This is a genomic window from Aeromicrobium erythreum (genome assembly GCF_001509405.1).
In the GTDB taxonomy this organism is placed as follows: domain Bacteria; phylum Actinomycetota; class Actinomycetes; order Propionibacteriales; family Nocardioidaceae; genus Aeromicrobium; species Aeromicrobium erythreum.
Map to the genome: position 1 here is coordinate 2,818,589 of NZ_CP011502.1, position 22,062 is coordinate 2,840,650.

21 protein-coding genes are annotated in these 22,062 nt (G+C 72.2%); 3 read left to right on the top strand and 18 right to left on the bottom strand.

The window, feature by feature from the left end; all coding sequences use genetic code 11:
- Nucleotides 1-18: 18 nt before the first annotated feature.
- The 9 genes from Aeryth_RS13350 to tsaB all read right to left on the bottom strand — a co-directional run bounded on the left by Aeryth_RS13350 (nt 19) and on the right by tsaB (nt 7,159).
- Nucleotides 19-1,332 (bottom strand): GAF domain-containing protein, encoded by a 1,314-nt coding sequence (locus Aeryth_RS13350; protein ID WP_202967671.1) that lies wholly within the window; start codon nt 1,330-1,332, stop codon nt 19-21.
- A 66-nt stretch (nt 1,333-1,398) separates the two neighbouring features.
- Entirely contained in the window at nt 1,399-2,217 is an 819-nt protein-coding gene (locus Aeryth_RS13355) for an ABC transporter permease (RefSeq protein ID WP_067859644.1), read from the bottom strand.
- Nucleotides 2,214-3,161 carry an ATP-binding cassette domain-containing protein gene (locus Aeryth_RS13360; protein WP_067859646.1) on the bottom strand — a complete coding sequence of 316 codons (948 nt, stop codon included), beginning with the start codon at nt 3,159-3,161 and terminating at the stop codon, nt 2,214-2,216. Before Aeryth_RS13360 ends, Aeryth_RS13355 begins: the two co-directional genes overlap by 4 nt.
- A gap of 53 nt (nt 3,162-3,214) precedes the next feature.
- The gene (gene tsaD, locus Aeryth_RS13365) at nt 3,215-4,258 is read right to left on the bottom strand and encodes a tRNA (adenosine(37)-N6)-threonylcarbamoyltransferase complex transferase subunit TsaD (protein ID WP_067859651.1); all 1,044 of its coding nucleotides are present in this window, start codon (nt 4,256-4,258) and stop codon (nt 3,215-3,217) included.
- Between the two features lie 42 nt (nt 4,259-4,300).
- Nucleotides 4,301-5,083, bottom strand: a complete 783-nt coding sequence (locus Aeryth_RS13370) for a lysophospholipid acyltransferase family protein (protein WP_067859654.1) — start codon at nt 5,081-5,083, stop codon at nt 4,301-4,303.
- Between the two features lie 54 nt (nt 5,084-5,137).
- Nucleotides 5,138-5,614, bottom strand: coding sequence for a DUF5709 domain-containing protein (locus Aeryth_RS13375; RefSeq protein WP_067859658.1), 477 nt, complete (start codon nt 5,612-5,614; stop codon nt 5,138-5,140).
- Complete coding sequence (locus Aeryth_RS13380; RefSeq protein WP_067859671.1) at nt 5,611-6,078, bottom strand: DedA family protein; 468 nt, start codon at nt 6,076-6,078, stop codon at nt 5,611-5,613. The genes Aeryth_RS13375 and Aeryth_RS13380 overlap by 4 nt, the downstream gene beginning before the upstream one ends.
- Nucleotides 6,075-6,521 carry a ribosomal protein S18-alanine N-acetyltransferase gene (rimI, locus tag Aeryth_RS13385; protein WP_067859675.1) on the bottom strand — a complete coding sequence of 149 codons (447 nt, stop codon included), beginning with the start codon at nt 6,519-6,521 and terminating at the stop codon, nt 6,075-6,077. Before rimI ends, Aeryth_RS13380 begins: the two co-directional genes overlap by 4 nt.
- Nucleotides 6,518-7,159: a tRNA (adenosine(37)-N6)-threonylcarbamoyltransferase complex dimerization subunit type 1 TsaB gene (tsaB, locus tag Aeryth_RS13390; protein ID WP_067859678.1), complete on the bottom strand. Its 642-nt coding sequence runs from the start codon at nt 7,157-7,159 to the stop codon at nt 6,518-6,520. The genes rimI and tsaB overlap by 4 nt, the downstream gene beginning before the upstream one ends.
- 451 nt (nt 7,160-7,610) lie before the next feature.
- On the opposite strand from tsaB, the gene Aeryth_RS13395 reads away from it, so the two are divergent.
- Nucleotides 7,611-8,633 (top strand): IS30 family transposase, encoded by a 1,023-nt coding sequence (locus tag Aeryth_RS13395; protein WP_067854539.1) that lies wholly within the window; start codon nt 7,611-7,613, stop codon nt 8,631-8,633.
- 352 nt (nt 8,634-8,985) lie between these two features.
- On the opposite strand, the gene tsaE is transcribed toward Aeryth_RS13395, so the two are convergent.
- The 5 genes from tsaE to glmS form a co-directional block, all read right to left on the bottom strand.
- Nucleotides 8,986-9,954 carry a tRNA (adenosine(37)-N6)-threonylcarbamoyltransferase complex ATPase subunit type 1 TsaE gene (tsaE, locus tag Aeryth_RS13400; protein WP_067861806.1) on the bottom strand — a complete coding sequence of 323 codons (969 nt, stop codon included), beginning with the start codon at nt 9,952-9,954 and terminating at the stop codon, nt 8,986-8,988.
- On the bottom strand, nt 9,954-10,982 hold the full coding sequence (locus Aeryth_RS13405) for an alpha/beta fold hydrolase (protein WP_067859681.1): 1,029 nt from the start codon (nt 10,980-10,982) through the stop codon (nt 9,954-9,956). The genes tsaE and Aeryth_RS13405 overlap by 1 nt, the downstream gene beginning before the upstream one ends.
- A 32-nt stretch (nt 10,983-11,014) precedes the next feature.
- Complete coding sequence (alr, locus tag Aeryth_RS13410) at nt 11,015-12,130, bottom strand: alanine racemase (RefSeq protein ID WP_067859684.1); 1,116 nt, start codon at nt 12,128-12,130, stop codon at nt 11,015-11,017.
- Nucleotides 12,124-13,542, bottom strand: a complete 1,419-nt coding sequence (locus tag Aeryth_RS13415; RefSeq protein WP_067859687.1) for an NAD(P)H-hydrate epimerase — start codon at nt 13,540-13,542, stop codon at nt 12,124-12,126. The genes alr and Aeryth_RS13415 overlap by 7 nt, the downstream gene beginning before the upstream one ends.
- Before the next feature lie 101 nt (nt 13,543-13,643).
- Nucleotides 13,644-15,494, bottom strand: a complete 1,851-nt coding sequence (glmS, locus tag Aeryth_RS13420; RefSeq protein WP_067859690.1) for a glutamine--fructose-6-phosphate transaminase (isomerizing) — start codon at nt 15,492-15,494, stop codon at nt 13,644-13,646.
- Nucleotides 15,495-15,549: 55 nt separating this feature from the next.
- Here glmS and coaA point away from each other — a divergent pair, with 55 nt between their 5' ends.
- Nucleotides 15,550-16,491 carry a type I pantothenate kinase gene (gene coaA / locus Aeryth_RS13425; RefSeq protein WP_067859692.1) on the top strand — a complete coding sequence of 314 codons (942 nt, stop codon included), beginning with the start codon at nt 15,550-15,552 and terminating at the stop codon, nt 16,489-16,491.
- Between the two features lie 643 nt (nt 16,492-17,134).
- Here the strand turns inward: coaA and Aeryth_RS13430 are convergent.
- The 4 genes from Aeryth_RS13430 to rplM are packed head-to-tail and all read right to left on the bottom strand — an operon-like array spanning nt 17,135 to nt 20,441.
- Nucleotides 17,135-18,100 carry a GNAT family N-acetyltransferase gene (locus Aeryth_RS13430; RefSeq protein WP_067859701.1) on the bottom strand — a complete coding sequence of 322 codons (966 nt, stop codon included), beginning with the start codon at nt 18,098-18,100 and terminating at the stop codon, nt 17,135-17,137.
- A gap of 33 nt (nt 18,101-18,133) precedes the next feature.
- Entirely contained in the window at nt 18,134-19,477 is a 1,344-nt protein-coding gene (glmM, locus tag Aeryth_RS13435; RefSeq protein WP_067859703.1) for a phosphoglucosamine mutase, read from the bottom strand.
- 5 nt (nt 19,478-19,482) lie between these two features.
- Complete coding sequence (gene rpsI, locus Aeryth_RS13440) at nt 19,483-20,001, bottom strand: 30S ribosomal protein S9 (RefSeq protein WP_067859705.1); 519 nt, start codon at nt 19,999-20,001, stop codon at nt 19,483-19,485.
- Nucleotides 19,998-20,441 carry a 50S ribosomal protein L13 gene (rplM, locus tag Aeryth_RS13445; protein ID WP_067859709.1) on the bottom strand — a complete coding sequence of 148 codons (444 nt, stop codon included), beginning with the start codon at nt 20,439-20,441 and terminating at the stop codon, nt 19,998-20,000. The genes rpsI and rplM overlap by 4 nt, the downstream gene beginning before the upstream one ends.
- A 319-nt stretch (nt 20,442-20,760) precedes the next feature.
- On the opposite strand from rplM, the gene Aeryth_RS13450 reads away from it, so the two are divergent.
- The gene (locus tag Aeryth_RS13450) at nt 20,761-22,053 is read left to right on the top strand and encodes a citrate synthase (protein WP_067859713.1); all 1,293 of its coding nucleotides are present in this window, start codon (nt 20,761-20,763) and stop codon (nt 22,051-22,053) included.
- Nucleotides 22,054-22,062 lie beyond the last annotated feature (9 nt).

Here is a 22,062-nt window from a genome sequence, read left to right on the forward strand (position 1 = left end):
GGGACGCGGTGCCCGGGGTCAGCCGAAGGCGCGGTCGAGCTTGTCGACGTGGGCCGCGACCTGGGCGTGGCGTGGGGAGGAGACGGGGAGGATCTCGAGCGCCCGCGACCACACGCCGAGGTCCTCGCGACCGTGGGGCGTGTCCGCGAACGACAGCAGCGCGTCGGCGTCGTCGCAGGCCAGGAGAGCGGAGACCAGCTCGAGGTGCAGGTCGTCGCGCAGCTCCTCCACGGCGGGAGCGGTCGACGACGGCAGCACCGGGCCGCGGTAGGCGGCGACGGCGCTGCGCAGACGTCCGTCGCGCAGCAGGTCGCGGACCTCGTCGACGTCGGTGCGCACCGCGCTGCGCAGGCGGTAGGGCCGCGACGCGAGCTCGAGCGGTCCGAGGACCCCGCGCAGCCTCGACAGCTCCGCGCGGATCGTCACCGGCGCTTGGTCGTCGTCGCTGAGCGCCACGCCCAGCTCCGCGGCCGTCATGCCGTCGGGGGCCCGCGACAGGAGCAGGAGGAGCTCGCTGTGCCGGCGACTCAGCCGCGAGGTGAGCGGACCGACCTGCAACGTCGCGCCGTGCACGCCGAGGACGTCGAGGCGTGGTGCCGACCATCCGCTCGTCACGTGCAGCGGTGCGGTAGCCGGCTGCAGGCGTGCGATGCGCAGCTCGGCCTCGACCGCGGCGGCGGTCGCCCGCACGAACCCGAGTCCCTGGGCCGTCGCGACCTCGGGACCTCCGGTCACGTCGAGGACGCCGAGCACCGCGCCGGTGTCGGGGTCGTGGATGGGCGCCGCCGAGCAGCTCCACGGCGTCACCTGGCGCCCGAGGTGCTCGGGGCCGAAGATCTGCACGGGCCGTTCGATCGCCAGGGCCGTGCCGGGCGCGTTCGTCCCGGCGCTCGTCTCGCTCCAGTCGGCGCCCGGCACGAAGTGCATCGACTCCGCCCGCGAGCGCAGCGACGCCGCGCCCTCCACCCACAGCAGCTGGCCGGCGGCGTCGCTCACGGCGACGAGCAGGCCCGCCTCCCCCGCCGACTCGACCAGGAGCCGCCGGATGACCGGGAGCCCGGCCGCGAGGGGGTGGTGCTCGCGGATCTCGCGCAGCGCGTCGTCGTCGAGCGTGATGCGCGGAAGGTCGGTCTCGGGGTCGAGGCCCTCGGCGAGACTGCGCTGCCACGACTCCCGCACGACGTCGCGGAGCGGTGCGTCGGTGGCGCCGGAGGCCAGGAACTCCTCGTGGGCCCGCCGCAGCCGGCGCGAGAGTGCGTCGGGGTCCGAGCCCGGTGGCATCGCGAGGTCACGTCCGTGGTGCCTCGCGCGCGGCTCGGAGGTGCGTGCCATGCCGCGAGTGTACGTGACGCGGCTCACGCCCAGAAGGGACGACGACGGACTCCGTCCGCCAGGTGCTCAGGCGTCGCGGCGCTGGAACGCGAGGGTGGCCAGCACGAGGAGCACGACGACGAACACCGTCATCGTGATGCCGCCGCCGACCGCGCCGAACGGCTTGTAGCCGAACACCTGGAACGCGTCGTTGAGCGAGACCCGCGTGTACATCTGTCCGCCCGCGTCGTACGGCAGGAACTTGAGGATGTCGACGATGCCGCCGCGGCTCGTCGGGTCGCCCGAGGACGCCTTGATGGCCAGCACGACCGCCTTGACCAGGCCCTCGACAAGCGAGGGGACGAGCAGGAGCAGCGCGACGGCACCTGTCTGGTTGCGGGTGAGGGTCGCGAACGCCAGGCCGGAGAGCGAGAACAGGGTCGTGTAGAGGACGGTGCCGACGGTGATGTCGCGCAGCCCGCCGACGCTCGGCAGTCCGACGCCGAACAGCACGGCGCTGAGCAGCGCGATGCCGACGCAGACCAGGGCCGCCACGAGGGAGAGGACGGCCGTCGTGACCACCTTGGCGAGCATGACGTGCAGACGGCTGGGCAGGGCGGTGAGCGTCGCGCGGATCATGCCGTGGCGGTACTCGTGCCCCATGGAGAAGACCCCGAGCAGGCCGATCACGTAGGCGATGAACAGCGGCGCCACGCCGAGGGTGGCGCCGACGGTCACGAGGATCGCGAAGGTCTGGTCGCCGCCCGACAGCGGCCCCGTCTCGGGCAGGTTCCAGGCGATGAGCACGGTCAGCAGGAGCTGGAACCCGAAGGCGACGCCGAGGATCCAGTAGGTGGACCGGATGGTGCGCAGGCGGGTGATCTCGTAGCGGAGCGCGTCGGTCATCGGGCACCCCCCGCCTCGCCGGCCGGACGGTCGGCGGTGATCGCCCCGCGGTACTCCTCGTCGAGGCCGGTGGCGTTGAGGAACGCCTCCTCGAGGGTGGCGCGCCGGACCGTCAGCTCGTGCACGCGGGCGCCGTGCTGGTGCGCGAGGTCGCCCACCCGGGCGGCGTCGAGGCCGGTGACGCGCTGCAGACCGTCGTCGTCGGGGGTGAGGGTCCCGCCGGCGGCGACGATGGCCGGCGCGAGGACGCCGAGGTCGGGAGTGCGCAGCAGCACCTCGGCGGTCCCCCCGTGCTCGACGAAGTCCTTGACGGGACCGCTCGTGAGGAGGCGCCCGCGGCCCACGACGACGACCTCGTCGGCGAGCTGCGCCATCTCCTGGAGCAGGTGGCTCGAGACGAACACCGAGCGCCCCTCCCCCGCGAGGTGGCGCAACAGCTGGCGCAGCCAGGTGATGCCCTGCGGGTCGAGCCCGTTGCTGGGCTCGTCGAGGATCAGGGTGTGCGGGTCGCCCAGGAGGGCGGCGGCGATGCCGAGCCGCTGGCCCATGCCGAGGCTGAACTTGCGGGGCCGGCCCTTCGCCTGTGCCGAGAGACCGACGAGCTCGAGCACCTCGTCGACGCGGCGCCGCTCGATCCGGTTGGCCACCGCGAGCATCTGCAGGTGATGGCGTGCCTGGCGGGTCGGGTGGAAGGGCTTGGCCTCCAGCAGGGCCCCGACGTGGCGCATCGGCTGCTCGAGCTCGGCGAACGTGCGTCCGTCGAACGTCGTGCGACCCTCGCCGCGGTCGAGACCGAGCATGAGCCGCATGGTCGTGGACTTGCCCGACCCGTTCGGGCCGAGGAAGCCCGTGACGCTCCCCGGGTGCACGGTGAAGCTCAGGTCGTCGACCGCTCGCCGGGTGCCGTAGCTCTTGCCGAGCCCTCGTGCCTCGATGACTGCCACGGGGTCAGCCTGCCAGACGGACGGGCCGGGGGTGGCGTCCCGCGCGCGGCGGGTCAGGCGACGATGCGGGTGACGGGCAGGCTGGAGTCGACGGGTAGGTCGAGCGACGACGGAGCGACGCCGCGCGCGACGACCTCGGCGCCCAGCGCCGCGACCATGGCGCCGTTGTCGGTACAGAGCCCGGGCCGAGGGATGCGGACCTCGATGCCCGCCGCCTCGGCCCGGGCGAGCACCATCTCGCGAAGTCGTCCGTTGGCGGCCACGCCACCGCCGACGACGAGCGTGTCGACGTCGTGGTCGCGGCAGGCCTGGACGGTCTTGCGGGTCAGGACGTCGACGACGGCGTCCTGGAAGGAGGCGGCGACGTCGGCGGCGTCGATCTGGCGTCCCATGCGCTGCTCGTGCTGCACGTGCCGCGAGACGGCACTCTTGAGGCCGGAGAAGGAGAAGTCGTAGCGGTAGCGCTCGGCGTCCTTGGCCGCGGTGAGACCGCGCGGGAAGGCGATCGCGGTGCCGTCGCCCTCGCGCGCCACCCGGTCGATGTGCGGACCGCCCGGGTACGGCAGGCCCAGCAGGCGGGCGACCTTGTCGAAGGCCTCGCCGGCGGCGTCGTCGATCGTGGTGCCCAGCATCGTGATGTCGGAGGCGATGTCGTCGACGAGGAGGATCTCGGTGTGGCCGCCGCTGACCAGCAGGGCGGCGACGCGACGGTCGAAGCGGCCGTGCTCGAGCTGGTCGACCGCCACGTGGGCGGCCAGGTGGTTGAGGCCGTAGAGCGGCTTGTCGTGCGCGACGGCGAGCGCCTTGGCCGCGGCGACGCCGACCAGGAGCGCACCGCTGAGACCTGGTCCGCAGGTGACCGCGATCGCGTCGACGTCGCTCACGTCGAGTCCGGCCTGCGCGTACGCCTGCTCGAGCGTGGGCACCATCGCCTCGAGGTGGGCCCGGCTCGCGACCTCGGGCACGACACCGCCGAAACGCACGTGCTCCTCGACGCTGGAGGCGACCGCGTGGGCGAGGAGCTCGGTGCCGCGGACGATGCCGACACCGGTCTCGTCGCAGGACGACTCGATGCCGAGGACGAGGGGTTCGCTCACCGGCCCAGTGTCCCAGATCGGCCACCGCGGGCGGCCCGCGGCTCAGGTCTGCGGGTCGGTCCCACGCTCGGCTGCACGGGCCGCACGGCGGGCTGCCTTGGCGGCCTTCTCCTCGGCGTCGAGGCGGGCGGCCTCCTCGGGCGTGGGCGCGAGTCCGCCGTACCGGGCCGGTGCCCACCACTGGCCCTCGGGCGGGGTCGGGTACTCGCGGATCGCCTTGTCGAGCAGGGCGGTCATGGCCTCGCGCAGCTGCTGGGTCTCGGCGACCGGGTCCTCGCCGGTCACCGGGATCGGCTCGCCGACGTGCAGCGCGATCGTCTTGCCGCGACCCCAGATGTCGGAGTCGTGGTCCTTCGTCTTCAGCAGCTGGGTGCCCCAGGTGACCATGGGGATGAGCGGCACGCCCGCCTCGGCGGCCATGCGCACGGCACCGGTCTTGAGCTCCTTGATCTCCATCGAGCGGCTGATCGTGGCCTCGGGGAAGATGCCGACGATCTCGCCGGAGCGGGCGTACTCGACGGCCTTGTCGTAGGACGCCTGGCCCGCGTCGCGGTCGACCTCGATGTGGTGGAACGAGCGCATGAGCGGCCCGCCGACGGCGTGGTCGAAGGCCTCCTTCTTCGCCATGAAGCGGACGAGCCGGCCCGATGGCTGCGCGGCGAGCCCGTCGAAGACGAAGTCGACGTAGCCGATGTGGTTGGCGGCCAGGATGGCACCGCCCTCGCGCGGGATGTGCTCCGTCCCCGACGTCTGGAACTTCATGCCGAGGACCTTGAAGAGGGTCTTGGCGGTGACGATCACCGTCGGGTACGTGTAGTCGCGCATCGGCTCAGGATAGTGCACAGATGTGCACCCAGGAGTGCGAGGACGGGCCGTCGCTCAGACGTCGGGCGTGCCCGCGCTGATGTCGTCGGGGTCGTCCTCGACGACGTGCACGGCAGCCTCCTCGGCGCTCGCGGCCGCACCGTCGATGCCGACCTCGTCGCCCACGAGAGCCTTCTCGGTGTCCTCGGCCAGACCCTCGTCGGGCGCGACGAGACGACCGGAGCGGTCGTCGCCGATCTCGGGCTCGCCCAGCTCGTTGGCGTTGCCCTCGAGATCGACGTCGGCGTACGGGTCGACGTCGGGCTCCTCCTGGGCGACGCGCTGGTCGAGCGTCTCGCCCTCCAGGGCCTCCTCCGCGGTGGTGCCGAAGCCCTCGCCGGGGCTCCACTTCTCGGCCGGCGAGTAGCCCTCGTCGAGCACGTCGTCGACGCCGCGGTCGACGAGCGTGTCGTCGGGCTGGAGCTGGTCGAGCACCTCCGAGTCGTCGCGGTTCTCCTGGGTGTCGTCAAACTCGAGGGGTCCGTCAGTCATGCGTCCAGCCTTCCACGGCGTCGACGCGACGCAACCGCTGCGACGACCGCCACGAGCACGACGGCCGCGACGGCGACGGCGACGGCCTGGCCGCGGTCGGTGCCGGTGCGCAGCGCCGCGAGGAAGACACCTGCCCCGACGGTGCTCCAGACGGTCGCCCAGAGCGCGGCGCCGGGCACGAGGCCGACGAGGTAGCGGGGCACGGACATGCGCGCCAGACCCGCGCCGGCGTTGACGACCGTCTGCGCGCCGACGGTGAGGAAGCTCGCCGTGACGACCGGCGGCCCCCACCGCTCGACGCGGTCGACGGCGGCCTGGAGGCGCGGTCCGGGCGGTCGGCGCCGCACGACGCCGGCGGCCACCAGGCGACCGATCCCGTAGGTGGCGCCCGCGCGCAGCAGCACGATGGCGAAGAGCGTCAGCCAGGCCCACGCCCACGGCCAGGAACGGATCTGCTCGGTCACGTGAGCTCCCCCGTCAGCCCGACCTGGAGGACGAGGGCGTCGCGACCACCGGCGTAGTACCTGCGACGTCGGGCGAGGTGCTCGAACCCGTGCGCCGCGTAGAGCGCCAGGGCGGCGTCGTTGTCGGCGGCCACCTCGAGCAGCATGCGGTCGGCGCCGCGCTCGCGGGCCGCGTCGCGGCCGGCCTCGACGAGCTGCGACGCGAGGCCACGTCGGCGGTGCGTCGGCGCGACGGCCACGCGGTGCAGGTCGGCGACGTCGGCCACCACGCCGACGTCGACGTACCCGACCACGGTGGCGTCGCTCTCGGCGACGAGCACGGCACGATCGGGGTGGGCGATCTCCGCGCGCAGGGTCGGCTCGGACCATGCGTCGGCCGCGAAGGCCTGCCCCTCCAGCTCGAGCAGGACGGGCAGGTCGGTCTCCAGCGCCGGCCGGATCACCGCACCGGGGCGGCGGGCTGCGCGTCGGGGCGGCGCAGGTAGAGCGGCTCGAGCCCCAGCACCTCGACGTGGCCTCGCACGACGCCCTCGGCGAGCGCGGCGGCGGACGGGTCGAGGGGACCGTCGGTGGCGTCGAGCACGTCGGCGTAGAGGGTGGCGCCACGTCCGACGACGGGCAGGTCGGGGTGGAGCCGCGCGAGCTCGACGGGCTTGTCGACGTGCGGTCCGTCGACCCGGCGCGGGACGCCGTCGGCGTCGGGCACGTAGCGCGCCCAGTAGACCTCCTTGCGCCGCGCGTCGATGGCGACGAGGTGCTCGGCGCCGAGGCCCGCGTCGAGGGCGAGCGCGTCGAGCGAGCAGACGCCGTGGCTCGTGAGGCCGAGGGTCGCGGCGAGGGTGCGCGCGGTGACGATCCCGACCCGCAGCCCGGTGAACGGTCCGGGACCCACCCCGACGGCGACGTCGGTGAGGTCGGCGGCGCTACGTCCGGCGTCGGCGAGCGCGTCGCGTACCGCCGGGGCGAGCAGCTCGCCGTGCGCCATCGTCCCCTCGCCCTGCGCCGACCCGACGACCTGGTCACCGTCGTGCACGGCGACGCTCACCGCGGGTCCGGACGTGTCGATCGCGAGCAGCAGCACACGAGTGAGCCTACCCTCACCTCCTGACGCGTCACGTGGGGTCGGTGCGGCGACTCGCCGCTGCGTGGGTGTCGTCCGACTCGTCCTGCGGCTGCGTGGGTGCACCGTCGTGTGGACCTTGCCGCTGCGCTGCCTCGGCCTTCGCTGTGGGTGGTCTCCGAAAGGGCCTCGACCGGGAAGCTGGCGACCGTGCTGGTCCGGGGTCTCGGGCTGTGGCTCGCGTGGGACGCAAGGATCTGCGTTCGTGCGTCGGAGGGCCGAGGCTTCTGCGTTTGGTACGGGATCCCGCCGTGAACGCAGAGGCGTTCGGCCTCGCACGCGCGAATGAAGAATCGTGGGTGCTCTTTGGGTTGGGGTGACGAACGATTCTTCCTTTGCGTGGACCGTTCCACGCGAAGGAAGGGTGGTCTCAACCGGTAGTTGCAAGACGATGTGACTACTGGAGGTGGGTATGCCTGGTTCTCGTCTGGTCGAGGGTGAGCGGTGGGTGATCGAGCGTGGTTTGGAGGCTGGTCTGACGCAGGGCCAGATCGCTGCGGTGCTGGGTCGTTCGCCGGCGACGATCTCGCGTGAGGTGCGTCGTGGTGGTGGTCCGCGTTCGTCGCGTGCCGGTGTGGTGCTGATCGGTCGGCCTGCCCGTTATCGGGCGTCCAAGGCGCAGCGGTTGGCGCGGCGGCGGGCTTGTCGACCCAAGCCGTGCAAGGTGGTGGGCGAGCTTGCTGCGGTGGTCGCTGGCTTGTTGGAGGCTGACTGGTCACCACAGCAGATCGCCGCCATGTTGCCGAGCCTGTATCCGGACGATGAGGCTATGCGCGTGAGTCACGAGACGATCTACCAGTCGCTGTTCGTGCAGACCCGTGGCGAGCTGCGCAGGGAGCTGACGGCGCATCTACGCACCGGTCGGGTCGCGCGCGGCACGAAGACCCGTAGCGAGAAGATCGGCAAGCTCAAGGGCATGGTCTCGATCTCCGCGCGGCCGGCTGAGGCAGATGATCGGGCCGTGCCCGGCCATTGGGAGGGCGACCTGCTGCTGGGCGGGATCGGCAAGGGCCAGATCATCACGCTGGTCGAACGCCGATCCCGGTTCGTGCTCCTGGCGCCGTTGAACACCTCGCGCACCGCGGCCGATACCCGCGAGCAGCTGACCGCGATCATCGCCCGGCTCCCGTTGGAGCTGCGCAAGTCCCTGACCTGGGACCAGGGCCGCGAGATGGCCCAACACGCCCAGTTCACCATCGCCACCGGCATGCCCGTCTACTTCTGCGACCCCCACTCGCCCTGGCAGCGCGGCAGCAACGAGAACACCAACGGACTCCTGCGCCAGTACTGGCCCAAGGGTGCGGACCTGCGCCACGTCACCCAGGACGAATGCGACGCCATCGCCCTACGCCTGAACACCCGCCCACGCCAGACCCTCGGATGGAAGACTCCAGCCCAGACCCTCAACGAAGGGCTACTTGCAACAACCGGTTGAGCCCAACAAGAATCCTTCCGCCGCTCAGCCCTCTATCGGTGGATCCGCAACCGTAGAAGCGCTCCTGCGGTTGCAGATCCACCGCCCGGACGCGCAAACGCAGAACCTTGGCCCCTGAACGCAGAAACGAAGAATCGTGGATCCAAGGGTGGGCCCAGACCAGACCCCGATACCCCAAGCCGCCCCCAGACCCGCTGCCGGTCGAGGCCCTTTCGGAGACCAGACACAGCGCCAGTCGAGGCAGCGCACCAGCAAGACGAGACCCACGCAGGCAGCGCACCAGCAAGGTCACGACGACCGCAGCGCACCCCAAGGTCACGCCGCCACACCCCGCAGCGCCGCGGCCAGCACCTCAGCCGAGAAGCGTGGAGCGCAGCGGCACGTCGACCCAGCGGGGACCGTGTGGCTTGATGGTCACGACGCGCGGCTCGGCCTCGTCGGGGTGGTCGCCGTCGTGCTCGGTGCCGAGGGGGTCGATGGGGCGGGCACCGCGAACCTCGATGCTCACCGAGAGCCAGCTGTCGTTGAGCTGCTCGGCCATCCCCTCGCCCCACTCGACGACGGTGACGGCCTCGTCGGAGGCGGTGTCGAGGTCGAGGTCGTCGACCTCGGCGGCGCTGCCGAGGCGGTAGGCGTCGACGTGGACGAGGGCGGGACCGTCGACGAGCGACGGGTGCGTGCGGGCGAGCACGAACGTCGGCGACGTGACGGGTCCGCGCACGTGCAGCGCGTCGCCGAGCCCCTGGGTGAACGTCGTCTTGCCGGCGCCGAGGTCGCCCGAGAGGACGAGCAGGTCGCCGGGGCGCACCAGCTCGGCCACGCGCGCGGCGAGGTGCTGCATCGCGTCGGGCGTCGGCACCTCGCGGGCGAGCCACAACGTCTTGCCGAGCACCAGCAGCGGACCCTCCTGGCCCACCGGGTGGTACTTGCGGCGGGTCCAGAACCGCACCGTGTCGGGCAGCTCCTCGCGCACGTGCAGCCAGATGCCGTCCTTGCCGCGCTCCTCGGCCGTGTCCTCCGCGACGCCGACCATGGCCGACGCGACGCCGCGAGCCTGGATCTCCGGGTCGACCGACACGCGACGCAGGCCGAGCTTGCCCGGCCGCGACTCGTCGAACAGCAGCGCGCCCATGGGCACGCCGCGACGTTCCACGAGCAGCCCACCGGCCGTGGCGAGCACCTCCGACACCGACTCGACGGTCTCGTCGAGGGCGGTCGAGGGCGGGTCGAGGTCGGGTCGGACGCTGAACGAGCGGTGGATGATGTCGACGATCGCCTCGGCGTGCTCGGGGCCGGCGTCGAGGACGTCGAGCGCCCGCATCACCGGTCGCCCTCGCGCACGGGGTGCCCGATCCGGTCGAGCAGGTCCTCGATGATCCGGGTGACGGCCACGTTCTCTTCGAACGGCACCATGTGCCCGGCACCGCCGAGCGTCACCAGACGCGCGTCCTCGATGGTGCGCGCGAGGCGTCGGGCGTGCTTGATGGGCGTGAGCAGGTCGTGGTCGCCGCAGGCGACGACGACGGGCACCCGCCCCAGCCCTTCGGCGCCGCTGCGGACGTCGAGGTCCACGAACGCGGGGTAGAAGTCGAGCAGCACGTGCGTCTGGGCGCGCAGGATCATCTCGTCGGACATGTCGGCGTACTTGCGGGGCGCGTCGGGCCCGACCGCCCAGCGACGGATGACGCTGTAGCTGTTGAAGGTCCGGCCCCAGTCGAGCAGGGGCGCGCCGGCCCGCAGGAACGGCAGGACGCGGCGCAGCGCCGGGCTCTGCCGCACGAGCCGGTTGTCGCTGGTCGAGAGCAGCACGGCACCCACGACCCTGTCGCCGAACAGCTCGGGCGACTCCGCCGCGAGCTGCTGCACCGTGATGCCGCCCATCGAGTGCCCGACGAGCACGACGGGGCCCTCGGGCACGACCTCGTCGAGGACGGTCCGCAGGTCGTCGGCGAGCTGGCCGAAGCTCGACCCCTGGCGCGTCGAGCGGCCGGAGCCACCGTGGGAGCGCTGGTCGTAGAACACCATCCGCACGAGGCCGCGCAGCGCGAGACGCTGGTAGTGCCAGGTGTCGAGGGTGCACACCCACCCGTGCACGAACACGACGGTGGGAGCTGCGCTGTCCGCGTGCGCCGCGTCGGCCTCGTCGACCTCGACGTTGAGCGCGACGCCGTCGGAGGCGACGACGGTGCGGACGGGGCTGTGCACGCTGCCGAACGGCACCTCCTCGCCGCGCTGCTCGCGGCGGTGCTCGCGACGTCGGGTGTCGACGACCTTGGCGGTCACCCCGGCAGCCACGAAGGCTCCGGCGGTCGCGGCGAGTGCTGCCAGACGGGAGGGGGCGGGGCTCATCACTGTCCTCGGTGGCGGGGCTCGGACGGCCCTCAGCCTCGGTGGGTACGCACGACGCGGTCGCCGAGTCGGGTGACGACCTCGTAGGCGATCGTACCGGCGGCGGTCGCCCAGTCCTGGGCGGTGGGGGCACCGGGGGCGGCGCCGAACAGGGTGACGACGTCACCGCGCCGCGCCGCGCGGTCCCCCAGGTCGACGACCAGCTGGTCCATGCAGATGCGGCCGACGACCGGCACGCGCTCGCCGTCGTGGGCGGCCTCGGCGCGACCCGACGCGGAGCGCAGGACACCGTCGCCGTACCCGAGGGGCACGAGGCCGAGGGTGGTCTCGCGGTCGGTGGTCCACGTGTGGCCGTAGGACACGGCGGTGCCGGCGGGGACCCGCTTGACCTGTGCGAGCCGGCCGCGCAGCGTCATGACCGGGCGCAGGTCGACGATGCCGGCGACCGCGGGGTCGGGGTCGATGCCGTACGTGGCGATGCCCGGACGGACCAGGTCGAAGTGCGCGCTGGGGCGGGTCAGGAGGGCGGCGGAGTTGGCGAGGTGGCGCCACTGCGGCTCGAGCCCGGCCTCGCCGACGACGTCGAGCGCGTCCCGGAACACGGTCTCCTGCTGGTCGTTGGCGGGATGGCCGGGCTCGTCGGCGCACGCCAGGTGCGACCACACGCCGGTGACCTCGACCTTGCCCGCGGCCTGCGCGCGGGAGGCGGCGACGACGAGGTCGTCCCACGCCGGACCGCGGGCACCGTTGCGCGAGAGCCCGGTGTCGACCTTGAGCTGCACGCGGGGTCGTCGACCCGTCGGCGCGTCGTTGAGGATCTCGTCGAGCTGCTCGACGGACGACGCCGTCAGCTCCACGTCGTGCTCGACCGCTGCACCGTAGGCGGCGCCAGGTGCCGCGAGCCAGCACAGGACGGGCCCGGTGTCGCCGGCCTCGCGCAGCGCGAGGGCCTCCTCGACGGTGACGACGCCGAGCCACGACGCTCCCGCGTCGCGCGCGGCCCGCGCGACCGGTCGCAGCCCGTGGCCGTAGGCGTCGGCCTTGACGACGGACATCAGCGCGGCACCGGGCGCGTGCGCCGCGAGCGTGGCGACGTTGTGCCGGTACGCCTCGAGGTCGACGACGGCCTCGGCCTGCGGGCTCACCACGCGCGCACCTGCTCCAGCGAGCCGGCGAGGAACGCAGCCAGGGTCTGCGGGAGGGCGGCAGCGACGTCGGAGGCCACGAACGGTCCGCCCGGGTTCGCGCGGACGCCGGCGGCGCCGTGCAGGAGGGCTGCGTGGCGCGCGGCGTCGAACGGGTCGAGCCCGCCGGCGAGCAGTGACGCCGCGAACCCGGCGAGGACGTCGCCCGAGCCCGCCGTGCCGAGCCACGGGGTGCCGGACAGGTTGACAGCCGCGCGTCCGTCGGGAGCCACGACGACCGTGCGGGCTCCCTTGAGCAGCACGGTCGCGTCCCAGTGCGCGGCGGCCTGCCGCGCGTGCTCCAGCGGGTCGGCCTCCACGGTCTCGCGCTCGACGTCGAGCAGCCGGGCGAGCTCACCGGCGTGCGGCGTCAGGAGCGCGGGCACGCCGACGGGACGCGGCAGGTGCTCGAGCGCGCCGGCGTCGACGACGAGCGGCACGTCGTCGTCGAGGCAGGCGGCCAGCTGGTCGGCCACGTCGTCGCCCGCCCCGGGTCCGACGACCCAGGCCTGCACCCGTCCGCGGCCGTGCACGACCTCCGGGGCGCGGTCGACCACCCGCGCCGCGAGGGTGTCGCTGCCGACGAAGCGCACCATGCCGGCGAGGCCCGACTGCGCGCCTGCGACGCACAGGTGGGCGGCGCCGGCGTAGGCGTCGGATCCGGCGTCGACCCCGACCACGCCGCGCGCGTACTTGTGCGACGCGGCGCCGGGCACGTGCCGGCGGAGGAGCTCGGCGTCGGTGGCCTCGAGCGACGTCACGGTCGGCGCGTCGAGGTGGGGGCCGAGGCCGATGTCGACGAGCGTCGGCGGCTCGCCGCCACCGGCGTCGGCGGCGTGCCCGACGATCGAGCAGACCTTCAGGGTGCCGAACGTGACGGTGCGGTCGGCGCGGACGTGCCGGCCGGGCGTCGCGCCCGTGTCGACGGCCACGCCCGACGGGACGTCGACCGCGACCACGTGGGCGTCGGTGTCGTGGGTCCAGTCGGCCCACTCCCCCGCACGACCCTCGAGGCCAGGACGTGCGCCGATGCCGAACAGCGCGTCGAGGCACCACCGCTGGTCGCCCGGCGACGACACGCGCCCGGCTCCGGCCGCCTCGGCCGCGGCCAGTCCCTCGGCGTGGACGGCATCGGGGTCGAGCAGCGCGAGGTCGACGCGGACGCCACGGGCGAGCAGGTGCGTGGCGGCGAAGAGCGCGTCGCCTCCGTTGTTGCCGGGGCCGACGAGGACGAGGACCGTCGCGCCGGCCGGCACGTCGGCGAGGGCGTCGGCGAGACCGCGGGCGGCGCGCTGCATCAGCGCGTCCCAGCCGGTCTCGGCGGCCAGCCGCTCCTCGGCGGCACGGACCTGGGCGACGGTGTGGGCGTTCAGCACGGGCTCAAGCCTCCGCCACGGCGGACGCTCTCGCCACCGGCGTGCCGCGCCACCCCCAGCGAGCGCAGGTGCGCGGCACCCCTCATGCCGGACACGGCGGTCTACTCGACCGTGACGGACTTGGCGAGGTTCCGCGGCTGGTCGACGTCGTGCCCGAGCAGACCGGCCAGCTCGCACGCGAAGATCTGCAGCGGCACCGTGGCGACGAGCGGCTGCAGCAGCGTCGGCACCTTCGGCAGCCGGATCAGGTGGTCGGCGTACGGCACGACGTCGTCGTCGCCGTCCTCGGCGAGCACGATGGTGAGGGCACCGCGCGCGCGGATCTCCTGGATGTTGCTGACGATCTTCTCCTGCAGCTGGTCGCGGGCCTTCGGCGGCACGACGACGAACACGGGGATGCCGTCCTCGATGAGCGCGATCGGACCGTGCTTCAGCTCACCGGCCGCGAACCCCTCGGCGTGCAGGTACGCGAGCTCCTTGAGCTTCAGCGCACCCTCGAGCGCCACGGGGTAGCCGACGTGGCGGCCGAGGAACAGCACGGAACGGGTGTCGACGAGCTCGGCCGCGAGCTTGCGGACCTGCTCGCCCTCGTCGAGCATCCGCTGGATGCCGGCCGGCAGCTTCTCGAGCGCGGCCATGATGGCGTCGATCTCGTCGCCGTACTTCACGCCCCGCACCTGCGCCAGGTACAGACCGAGCAGGTAGCAGGCGACGATCTGCGACAGGAAGCCCTTGGTCGACGCGACCGCCACCTCGGGGCCGGCGTGCGTGTAGATGACCGCGTCGGACTCGCGCGGGATGGTCGAGCCGTTGGTGTTGCAGATGCTCAGCACCCGAGCCCGCTGCTGCCGGGCGTAGCGGATCGCCATGAGCGTGTCCATCGTCTCGCCCGACTGGCTGATCGCCACCACGAGCGTCGACCGGTCGATGATCGGGTCGCGGTAGCGGAACTCCGACGCCAGCTCGACCTCGCACGGGATGCGCGTCCAGTGCTCGATCGCGTACTTCGCGACCAGACCGGCGTACGACGCGGTGCCGCAGGCGATGATGATGATCTTGTCGACGTCGCGCAGCTCGTCGTCGCTGAGGCGCATCTCGTCGAGCTGCAGGCGGCCTGACCGGCCGTAGCGTCCCAGCAGCGTCTCGGCGACGGCCTGCGGCTGCTCGTCGATCTCCTTGAGCATGAACCAGTCGTAGCCGCCCTTCTCGGCGGCGGACACGTCCCAGTCGACGTGGTAGCTGGTGGTCTCGGCGGGCGCGCCGTCGAAGTCGGTGACCGTCATGGAGTCGCGCGTGATGGCGACGACCTGGTCCTGGCCGAGCTCGACGGCCTCGCGCGTGAACTCGATGAAGGCCGACACGTCGGAGCCGAGGAAGTTCTCGCCGTCGCCGCGACCCACCACGAGCGGGGAGTTGCGTCGGGCGCCGACCACGACCTCGGGCTGCTGCGCGTCGGTGAAGACGAGCGTGAACGCGCCCTCCAGCCGCTGGCAGACGGCGCGGACGGCGTCGTCGAGGGCGGGGGTGCGCTGCAGCTCGTCGGAGAGCAGGTGCACGACCACCTCGGTGTCGGTCTCGGACTGCAGCTCGTGCCCGGCAGCCTCCAGCTCGGCCCGCAGCACCGCGAAGTTCTCGATGATGCCGTTGTGCACGACCGCCAGGCGGCCGTCCTCGCTCAGGTGCGGGTGGGCGTTCCGGTCGTTCGGCGCACCGTGCGTCGCCCAGCGGGTGTGGCCGATGCCGGTGGCCGTCTCCGGCATCGTCGTCTCGGCCAGGACGCCGTCGAGGTTGGCCAGCTTTCCGGCCTTCTTCGCCCAGGCGATCCGTCCGGTCGTGGGATCGGGCAGGGCGACACCGCCGGAGTCGTACCCGCGGTACTCGAGCCGTCGCAACCCGCCCATGACGACGTCGAGGGCGTTGCGGTGCCCGACGTATCCCACGATTCCGCACATGCGCTCCAGGGTACCCAGGAGCGCCCGTGGGCCCCGGTACCGGCAGGATGGCGTCATGGCCCGTGAGCTCTCGCCGTACGTCGAGATCGAGCGGTCGGCGTGGGCCGACCTCGCCGACGACGTCCCCCAGCCCCTCACCGAGGACGACGTCCAACGTCTCAAGGGCCTCGGCGAGGAGCTCGACATCGACGAGGTGCGGCAGGTGTACCTGCCGCTGACCGAGCTCATCAGCCTGCGCGTGCGCGCCGCGACCCGCCTCTGGGAGGCCACCGAGTCGTTCCTGCGCGAGCCGCAGCCGCAGCGCACGCCGTTCGTCATCGGCGTCGCCGGGTCGGTCGCCGTCGGCAAGTCGACCACCGCCCGCCTCCTCCGCGAGCTGCTGTCGACGTCGCCCGAGCACCCGCACGTGAAGCTGGTGACCACCGACGGGTTCCTGTGGCCGAACGCCGAGCTGGAGCGTCGCGGCATCCTGCAGCGCAAGGGCTTCCCGGAGTCCTACGACCGCAAGGCGCTGCTGCGGTTCGTCATCGACGTGAAGTCGGGCGTCGAGCAGGTGACCGCCCCCGTCTACTCCCACCTGACCTACGACCGCACCGAGGAGACGGTGGTCGTGGAACGGCCCGACATCGTCATCGTCGAGGGCCTCAACGTGCTCGCTCCCGCAAAGGACCGTGGCGACGGCTCCCCGGGCCTGTCGGTCAGCGACTACTTCGACTTCTCGATCTACGTCGACGCGTCGAGCAAGGACATCCGCCGCTGGTACGTCGACCGGTTCCTCGCCCTGCGCCGCACCGCCTTCGCCGACCCGGCCTCCTACTTCCACCGCTACAGCAGCCTCACCGACGACGAGGCCGTCGCCCGCGCCGAGGAGCTGTGGGACACGATCAACTGGCCCAACCTGCGCGAGAACATCCAGTCCACCCGCGGCCGCGCCGACCTCGTGCTCCGCAAGGGCAGCGACCACTCCGTCAAGTGGGTGCGGTTCCGCAAGATGTGACGTCGCGGGGGTCCTGCTGGGCGTCGTCCTGCGGGTGCGCTGCCGCGGGGGTCTGGGCGTGCTGGTGCGCTGCCGCGGGAGGGTCTGGGCTTGCTGGTGCGCTGCCCCCGGGGGGTCTCGTCGTGCTGGTGCGATGCCTCGGGGGGTCCGGGCTTGCTGGTGCGCTGGCGCAGGTGGTCTGGGCTTGCTGGTGCGCTGCCTCGGCTCTCGCTGGGGGTGGTCTCCGAAAGGCCTCGACCGGGCAGCTGGCGGGCGCGGTGGCCCGGGTTCTCGGGCTGTGGCTCGCGGGGGACGCAAGATTCTGCGTTCGTGCATTAAAGGGCGAACACTTCTGCGTTTCCTACGGGATCCCGTCGCGAACGCAGAAGCGTTCGGGATACAACGCACGTCCGACCCCGCCGGCGTTTCTGTGGCAGATCCACCGCTGAGGGGGCGCAAACGCAGATTCTTGCGTCCACCCCCAGCACCAAGCCGCAGCCCGAGACCCCAGACCAGCGCGGTCGCCAGCCGCCCGGTCGAGGCCCTTTCGGAGCGCAGGACGAGTCGAAGCCGCACCAACGCAGCCCCACCCGAACGAGGAGCTGCGCCAGCGCACCCCCACCCGAACAACAAGCCGCAGCAGCGCAGCCGCAGGTCGAAGCTCTCAGCTCCCCAACGGCTTGACCAGCTCCGCCGCCCACGCCACCTGCCGGTATCCGAGGGCCTCGTTGACCGCGATCATCGGCGTGTTCGAGGCGGCGTTCCAGGTGGTCACGCGGGCGCGGCCGGAGAGGAGGTCGGCGGCCTCGTCGAGGGCGGCGGTCTTCATCGCGAGGCCGAGGCCGTGGCCTCGGTGGGCGGGGAGGACGAGCGTGTCCCACTGGTAGGCGGTGTCGCCGTGGTCGGGCACCACGAGCTGGGTGTGGCCGGCGAGGGTGCCGTCGGGTGCGACGGCGGCGACCGTCTGCCCGACCCGGCCCTGCTCGGCCCAGCGGGCCTCCTCGTGACGCACCCGCTGCGCGTCGAAGTGCTCGGGCTCCAGCCCCACCTCCCCCGACGGCGCCTCCGCGAGGATCAGCGCCCGCAGGACCGCGTACTGGTCGAGCCACTCGTCGGGGCAGCGTCGCCAGGCCACCGACGTGTACCCGTCGCGCCACACCGGCGGTGCGACCTCGGCGGGCAGCGGGAGTGCGCGGATCGCATCGAGCAGGTCGACGGCGTACCCGTGCGACAGCGCGAACGCCGACCCCGCGCCCTCGGTCTCCTCCACCGGCCACGACGCCTCCGCGAACGCGTTCACCCGACCGCGCTCCGCCGCGAGCCGCTCGACCTCGCGCAGCAGCAAGCTGCCGTACCCACGACGACGTTCCTCGGGGACGACGAAGACGTGCAGGTACGCGAGCGTCCGGTTGTCCTGCTGCGGGAACGACACCCACGCTCCCCCGACGACCTCGCCGTCGACCTCACCCGCCACGACCACGTGCTCGGCGTACGCGTCGCTGGTCAGGTTGGTGCGCTTCTCGGCGAACCCCCACGGCTCGTCGAAACGCTCCGTGTGGGCGCGTGCGTAGACCGCGTGGAAGGCCGTGTAGGCAGCGTCGTCCCTCAGGTCGATCTCGGCGAGGCGCATGGCGACACCGTAACGAGGTCACCGCGGACGCCCTCAGCCCAGCGTGCGGCGCACGACGCCGGCGAGGTGCTCGGCCACCGACGTGGCCTCCTCGAGCGTCGGCGCCTCGACCATGACGCGGACGAGCGGCTCGGTGCCGGACGGGCGGAGCAGGATGCGGCCGCGGCCCTCGAGGCCACCGTTCGCGGCCACCAGCTCGCCCTGCAGCACGGGGTCGGCGTCGACCCGGCTCTTGTCGACGTCGGGGACGTTCACGAGCACCTGCGGGAGCCGTCGCATGACGCCGGCGAGGTCGGCGAGCGTACGGCCGGTCTCGCTCATCCGGGCCGCGAGGTGCAGGGCGGTCAGCACCCCGTCGCCGGTGGTGGCGTGGTCGGCCATGATCACGTGCCCCGACTGCTCGCCGCCGAGCGTGAAGCCCCCGGCACGCATGGCCTCGAGCACGTAGCGGTCGCCCACCGCGGTCTGCAGCACCGTGATCCCGGCGGCCTCCATGGCCTGCACGAACCCGAGGTTGCTCATGACGGTCGCGACGACCGTGTCGGCGTGCAGCAGGCCGCGCTCGAGCCGGGCGAGGGCGAGCACGGCGAGGATCTGGTCGCCGTCGACCACCTGACCCGACGCGTCGACCGCGAGGCACCGGTCGGCGTCGCCGTCGAACGCGAATCCGGCGTCGGCACCGTGACGCACGACGGCCGCCTGCAGGTCGTCCAGGTGGGTCGAGCCGCACGCCTCGTTGATGTTCAGGCCGTCGGGCTCGTCGTGGATCGCGACGACCTCGGCGCCGAGGCGCCGGAACGCCGCCGGCCCCACGTGGTACGCCGCGCCGTTCGCGCAGTCGAGCACGACCTTCAGGCCGGTGAGCGGTCCCGGCACGGTGCCGACGAGGTGCTTCACGTAGGCGTCGACGCCCACGTGGCTGTCGCCGACGCGACCGACGCCGATGCCGGTCGGCCGGTCCCACGGCTCACGCAGTCGCTGCTCGATGGCCACCTCGACGGCGTCGTCGAGCTTGTGGCCGCCGCGGGCGAGGAACTTGATGCCGTTGTCGGGCATCGCGTTGTGGCTGGCGGAGATCATCACGCCCATGTCGGCGTCGAGCTCGGCCGTCAGGTACGCCGCACCGGGCGTCGGGACGACGCCGAGCAGGTGGACGTCGACCCCGGCCGACGCCAGGCCGGCGACGATCGCGGCCTCGAGGAACTCCCCCGAGGCACGCGGGTCGCGGGCGACGACGGCCGTGGGCCGGCTGTCGGCGAACGCACCGGCCTCGCCCAGCACGTGGGCAGCAGCGACCGACAGGTCGAGCGCAAGCTCGGCCGTGAGGTCGCGGTTGGCGAGGCCGCGTACGCCGTCGGTGCCGAAGATCCGGCCCAACGGAGTCAGCGCTTGCTGTACTGAGGAGCCTTACGGGCCTTCTTGAGGCCGGCCTTCTTGCGCTCCTTGATGCGGGCGTCGCGGGTCAGCAGTCCGGCCTTCTTGAGGATCGGACGGTTGACCTCCTCGTCGACGCCGTTCAGAGCACGGGCGACGCCGAGGCGCAGCGCACCGGCCTGGCCGGTCATGCCGCCGCCGGTGACCCGGGCGACGACGTCGAAGCTGCCCTCGAGGCCGGTGGCCGCCAGGGCCTCCTTGGCGATCTGCTGGTGCAGCTTGTTCGGGAGGAACTCCTCGAGCGGCTTGCCGTTGACGGTCCACACGCCGGTGCCGGGCACGATGCGCACGCGGGCGACGGCCTCCTTGCGACGGCCGGTGGCCGCGCCGGGGGCGATGACCGAGTTGCTGGTCGCGATCTCCGAGGAGGGCGAGGTCTCGGTCGTGTAGACGCCGTCGGTGCTGGTGGGGACGTCGGTCTCGGTGGTGTCGGCCACGGTGCTCGTCTCTTCTGCTCGGGTGCTCACTGGGAGATCTGCTTGATCTCGTACGGCTGGGGCTGCTGCGCGGCGTGCGGGTGCTCCGGGCCGGCGTAGACCTTCAGCTTCTTGATGATCTGACGTCCGAGGCGGTTCTTCGGCAGCATGCCGGCCACGGACTTCTCGACGGCCTTGCGGGCGTCCTTGTCGAGGAGGTCGCCGTAGGCGATCGTCTTCAGGCCGCCCGGGTAGCCGCTGTGGCGGTAGACGTCCTTGTCGGAGCGCTTGTTGCCCGTCAGCGCGACCTTCTCGGCGTTGATGATGACGACGAAGTCACCACCGTCGACGTGCGGGGCGAACGTCGCCTTGTGCTTGCCGCGCAGCAGGTGCGCGGCCGAGACGGCGAGACGCCCGAGGACGACGTCCTGGGCATCGATGACGTGCCACTGACGGCTGATGTCAGCAGGCTTCGGGCTGTACGTGGGCACGGCGTGACCTTCTCGTTGTCGTTCTTGGCGTCGGTGTCGTTGCGCGGTCCCGTGCCGCGAGGTGGCGGCGGAAGGGACGTGGTTTCCCGCGTCGGCGCCGGACCGCCGGAGGGCGATCGCGCACGCAGGGCACAACGACGTCCAAGAGTAACCGGCCCGCCCCAGCCGGGTCAAAACGGGGTGCCGGGCACGACGCGAGCCCCGGTCGCGGGTCCGGTCCCCGAGACCCAGCCTCGCGCACCGAGGGGGGCCGCACTAGGTTGGAAGTGAGTCCGGGACCACATCAACGACCCGTACAGCACGTCACAGGAGACCCATCGTGACCGACCAGACCCTGACCGTCCGCGACAACCGCACGGGCGAGGAGTACGAGCTCGAGATCACGGACGGCACCGTCCGCGCCTCCGACCTCGGCAAGATCGGCAAGACCGAGGACGAGCCCGGCATCGCCGTGTACGACCCCGGCTTCACCAACACCGCGTCCACGCGCAGCTCGATCACCTACATCGACGGCGACAAGGGCATCCTCGAGTACCGCGGGTACCCGATCGAGCAGCTGGCCGAGTCCTCGACGTTCCTCGAGGTGGCCTACCTGCTCATCCACGGCGAGCTGCCGACGAAGGACCAGCACGACGCGTGGGTGCACGAGATCACCTTCCACACGTTCGTGCACGAGAACCTCAAGAGCCTCATGCAGGGCTTCCGCTACGACGCGCACCCCATGGGCATGCTGCTGTCGAGCGTCGGCGCGCTGTCGACCTTCTACCCCGAGGCGCGGGCGATCACCGACGAGGAGGTGCGTCACGACCAGGTCGTGCGCCTCATCGCCAAGATGCCGACGCTCGGTGCGTGGGCGTTCCGTCACGCCCAGGGCAAGCCGTACGTCTACCCCGACAACGACCTCTCCTACACGGAGAACTTCCTGTCGATGCTGTTCAAGATGAGCGAGCAGAAGTACGACCCCGACCCGCGCCTGTCGAAGGCGCTCGAGGTGCTGTTCATCCTGCACGCCGACCACGAGCAGAACTGCTCGACGAACGCGGTCCGCTCGGTCGGCTCGAGCGACGTCGACCCGTACTCGGCGGTCAGCGCGGGCATCGCGGCCCTCTACGGCCCGCTGCACGGCGGCGCCAACGAGGCCGTCCTGCGCATGCTGAAGCGGATCGGCAGCAAGGACAACATCCCGAGCTTCATCGAGGGCGTGAAGAAGGGCGAGGAGCGCCTGATGGGCTTCGGCCACCGGGTCTACAAGAACTACGACCCGCGCGCGAAGATCATCAAGAAGGCCGTCGACGACGTCTTCGAGGTCACCGGCGTCAACCCGCTGCTGGAGATCGCGCAGGAGCTGGAGCGGATCGCCTTGGAGGACGAGTACTTCGTGCAGCGCAAGCTGTACCCGAACGTCGACTTCTACTCCGGCCTCATCTACGAGGCGCTGCAGTTCCCGCCGGAGATGTTCACGGTGCTGTTCGCCATCCCCCGCACGGCCGGCTGGCTGGCGCAGTGGATCGAGCTGGTCGACGACAAGGAGCAGAAGATCGCTCGCCCGAAGCAGATCTACACGGGAGCGCGCACGCTCGACTTCGTGCCCGCGGAGCAGCGCTGGGCCTGACCCCCGCAC

Coding starts and splice junctions, on each gene's coding strand:
- Aeryth_RS13430 (WP_067859701.1), bottom strand. CDS start 18,100: ATGCGCCTCGCCGAGATCGACCTGAGGGACGACGCTGCCTACACGGCC.
- Aeryth_RS13355 (WP_067859644.1), bottom strand. CDS start 2,217: ATGACCGACGCGCTCCGCTACGAGATCACCCGCCTGCGCACCATCCGG.
- tsaE (WP_067861806.1), bottom strand. CDS start 9,954: ATGCGGGCGCTCGACGTCCTCGACGCCGGCCCCGAGCACGCCGAGGCG.
- Aeryth_RS13395 (WP_067854539.1), top strand. CDS start 7,611: ATGCCTGGTTCTCGTCTGGTCGAGGGTGAGCGGTGGGTGATCGAGCGT.
- Aeryth_RS13375 (WP_067859658.1), bottom strand. CDS start 5,614: ATGACTGACGGACCCCTCGAGTTTGACGACACCCAGGAGAACCGCGAC.
- Aeryth_RS13370 (WP_067859654.1), bottom strand. CDS start 5,083: ATGCGCGACTACACGTACCCGACGGTGATCGTCACCGCCAAGACCCTC.
- Aeryth_RS13405 (WP_067859681.1), bottom strand. CDS start 10,982: ATGAGCCCCGCCCCCTCCCGTCTGGCAGCACTCGCCGCGACCGCCGGA.
- Aeryth_RS13350 (WP_202967671.1), bottom strand. CDS start 1,332: ATGGCACGCACCTCCGAGCCGCGCGCGAGGCACCACGGACGTGACCTC.
- glmS (WP_067859690.1), bottom strand. CDS start 15,494: ATGTGCGGAATCGTGGGATACGTCGGGCACCGCAACGCCCTCGACGTC.
- coaA (WP_067859692.1), top strand. CDS start 15,550: ATGGCCCGTGAGCTCTCGCCGTACGTCGAGATCGAGCGGTCGGCGTGG.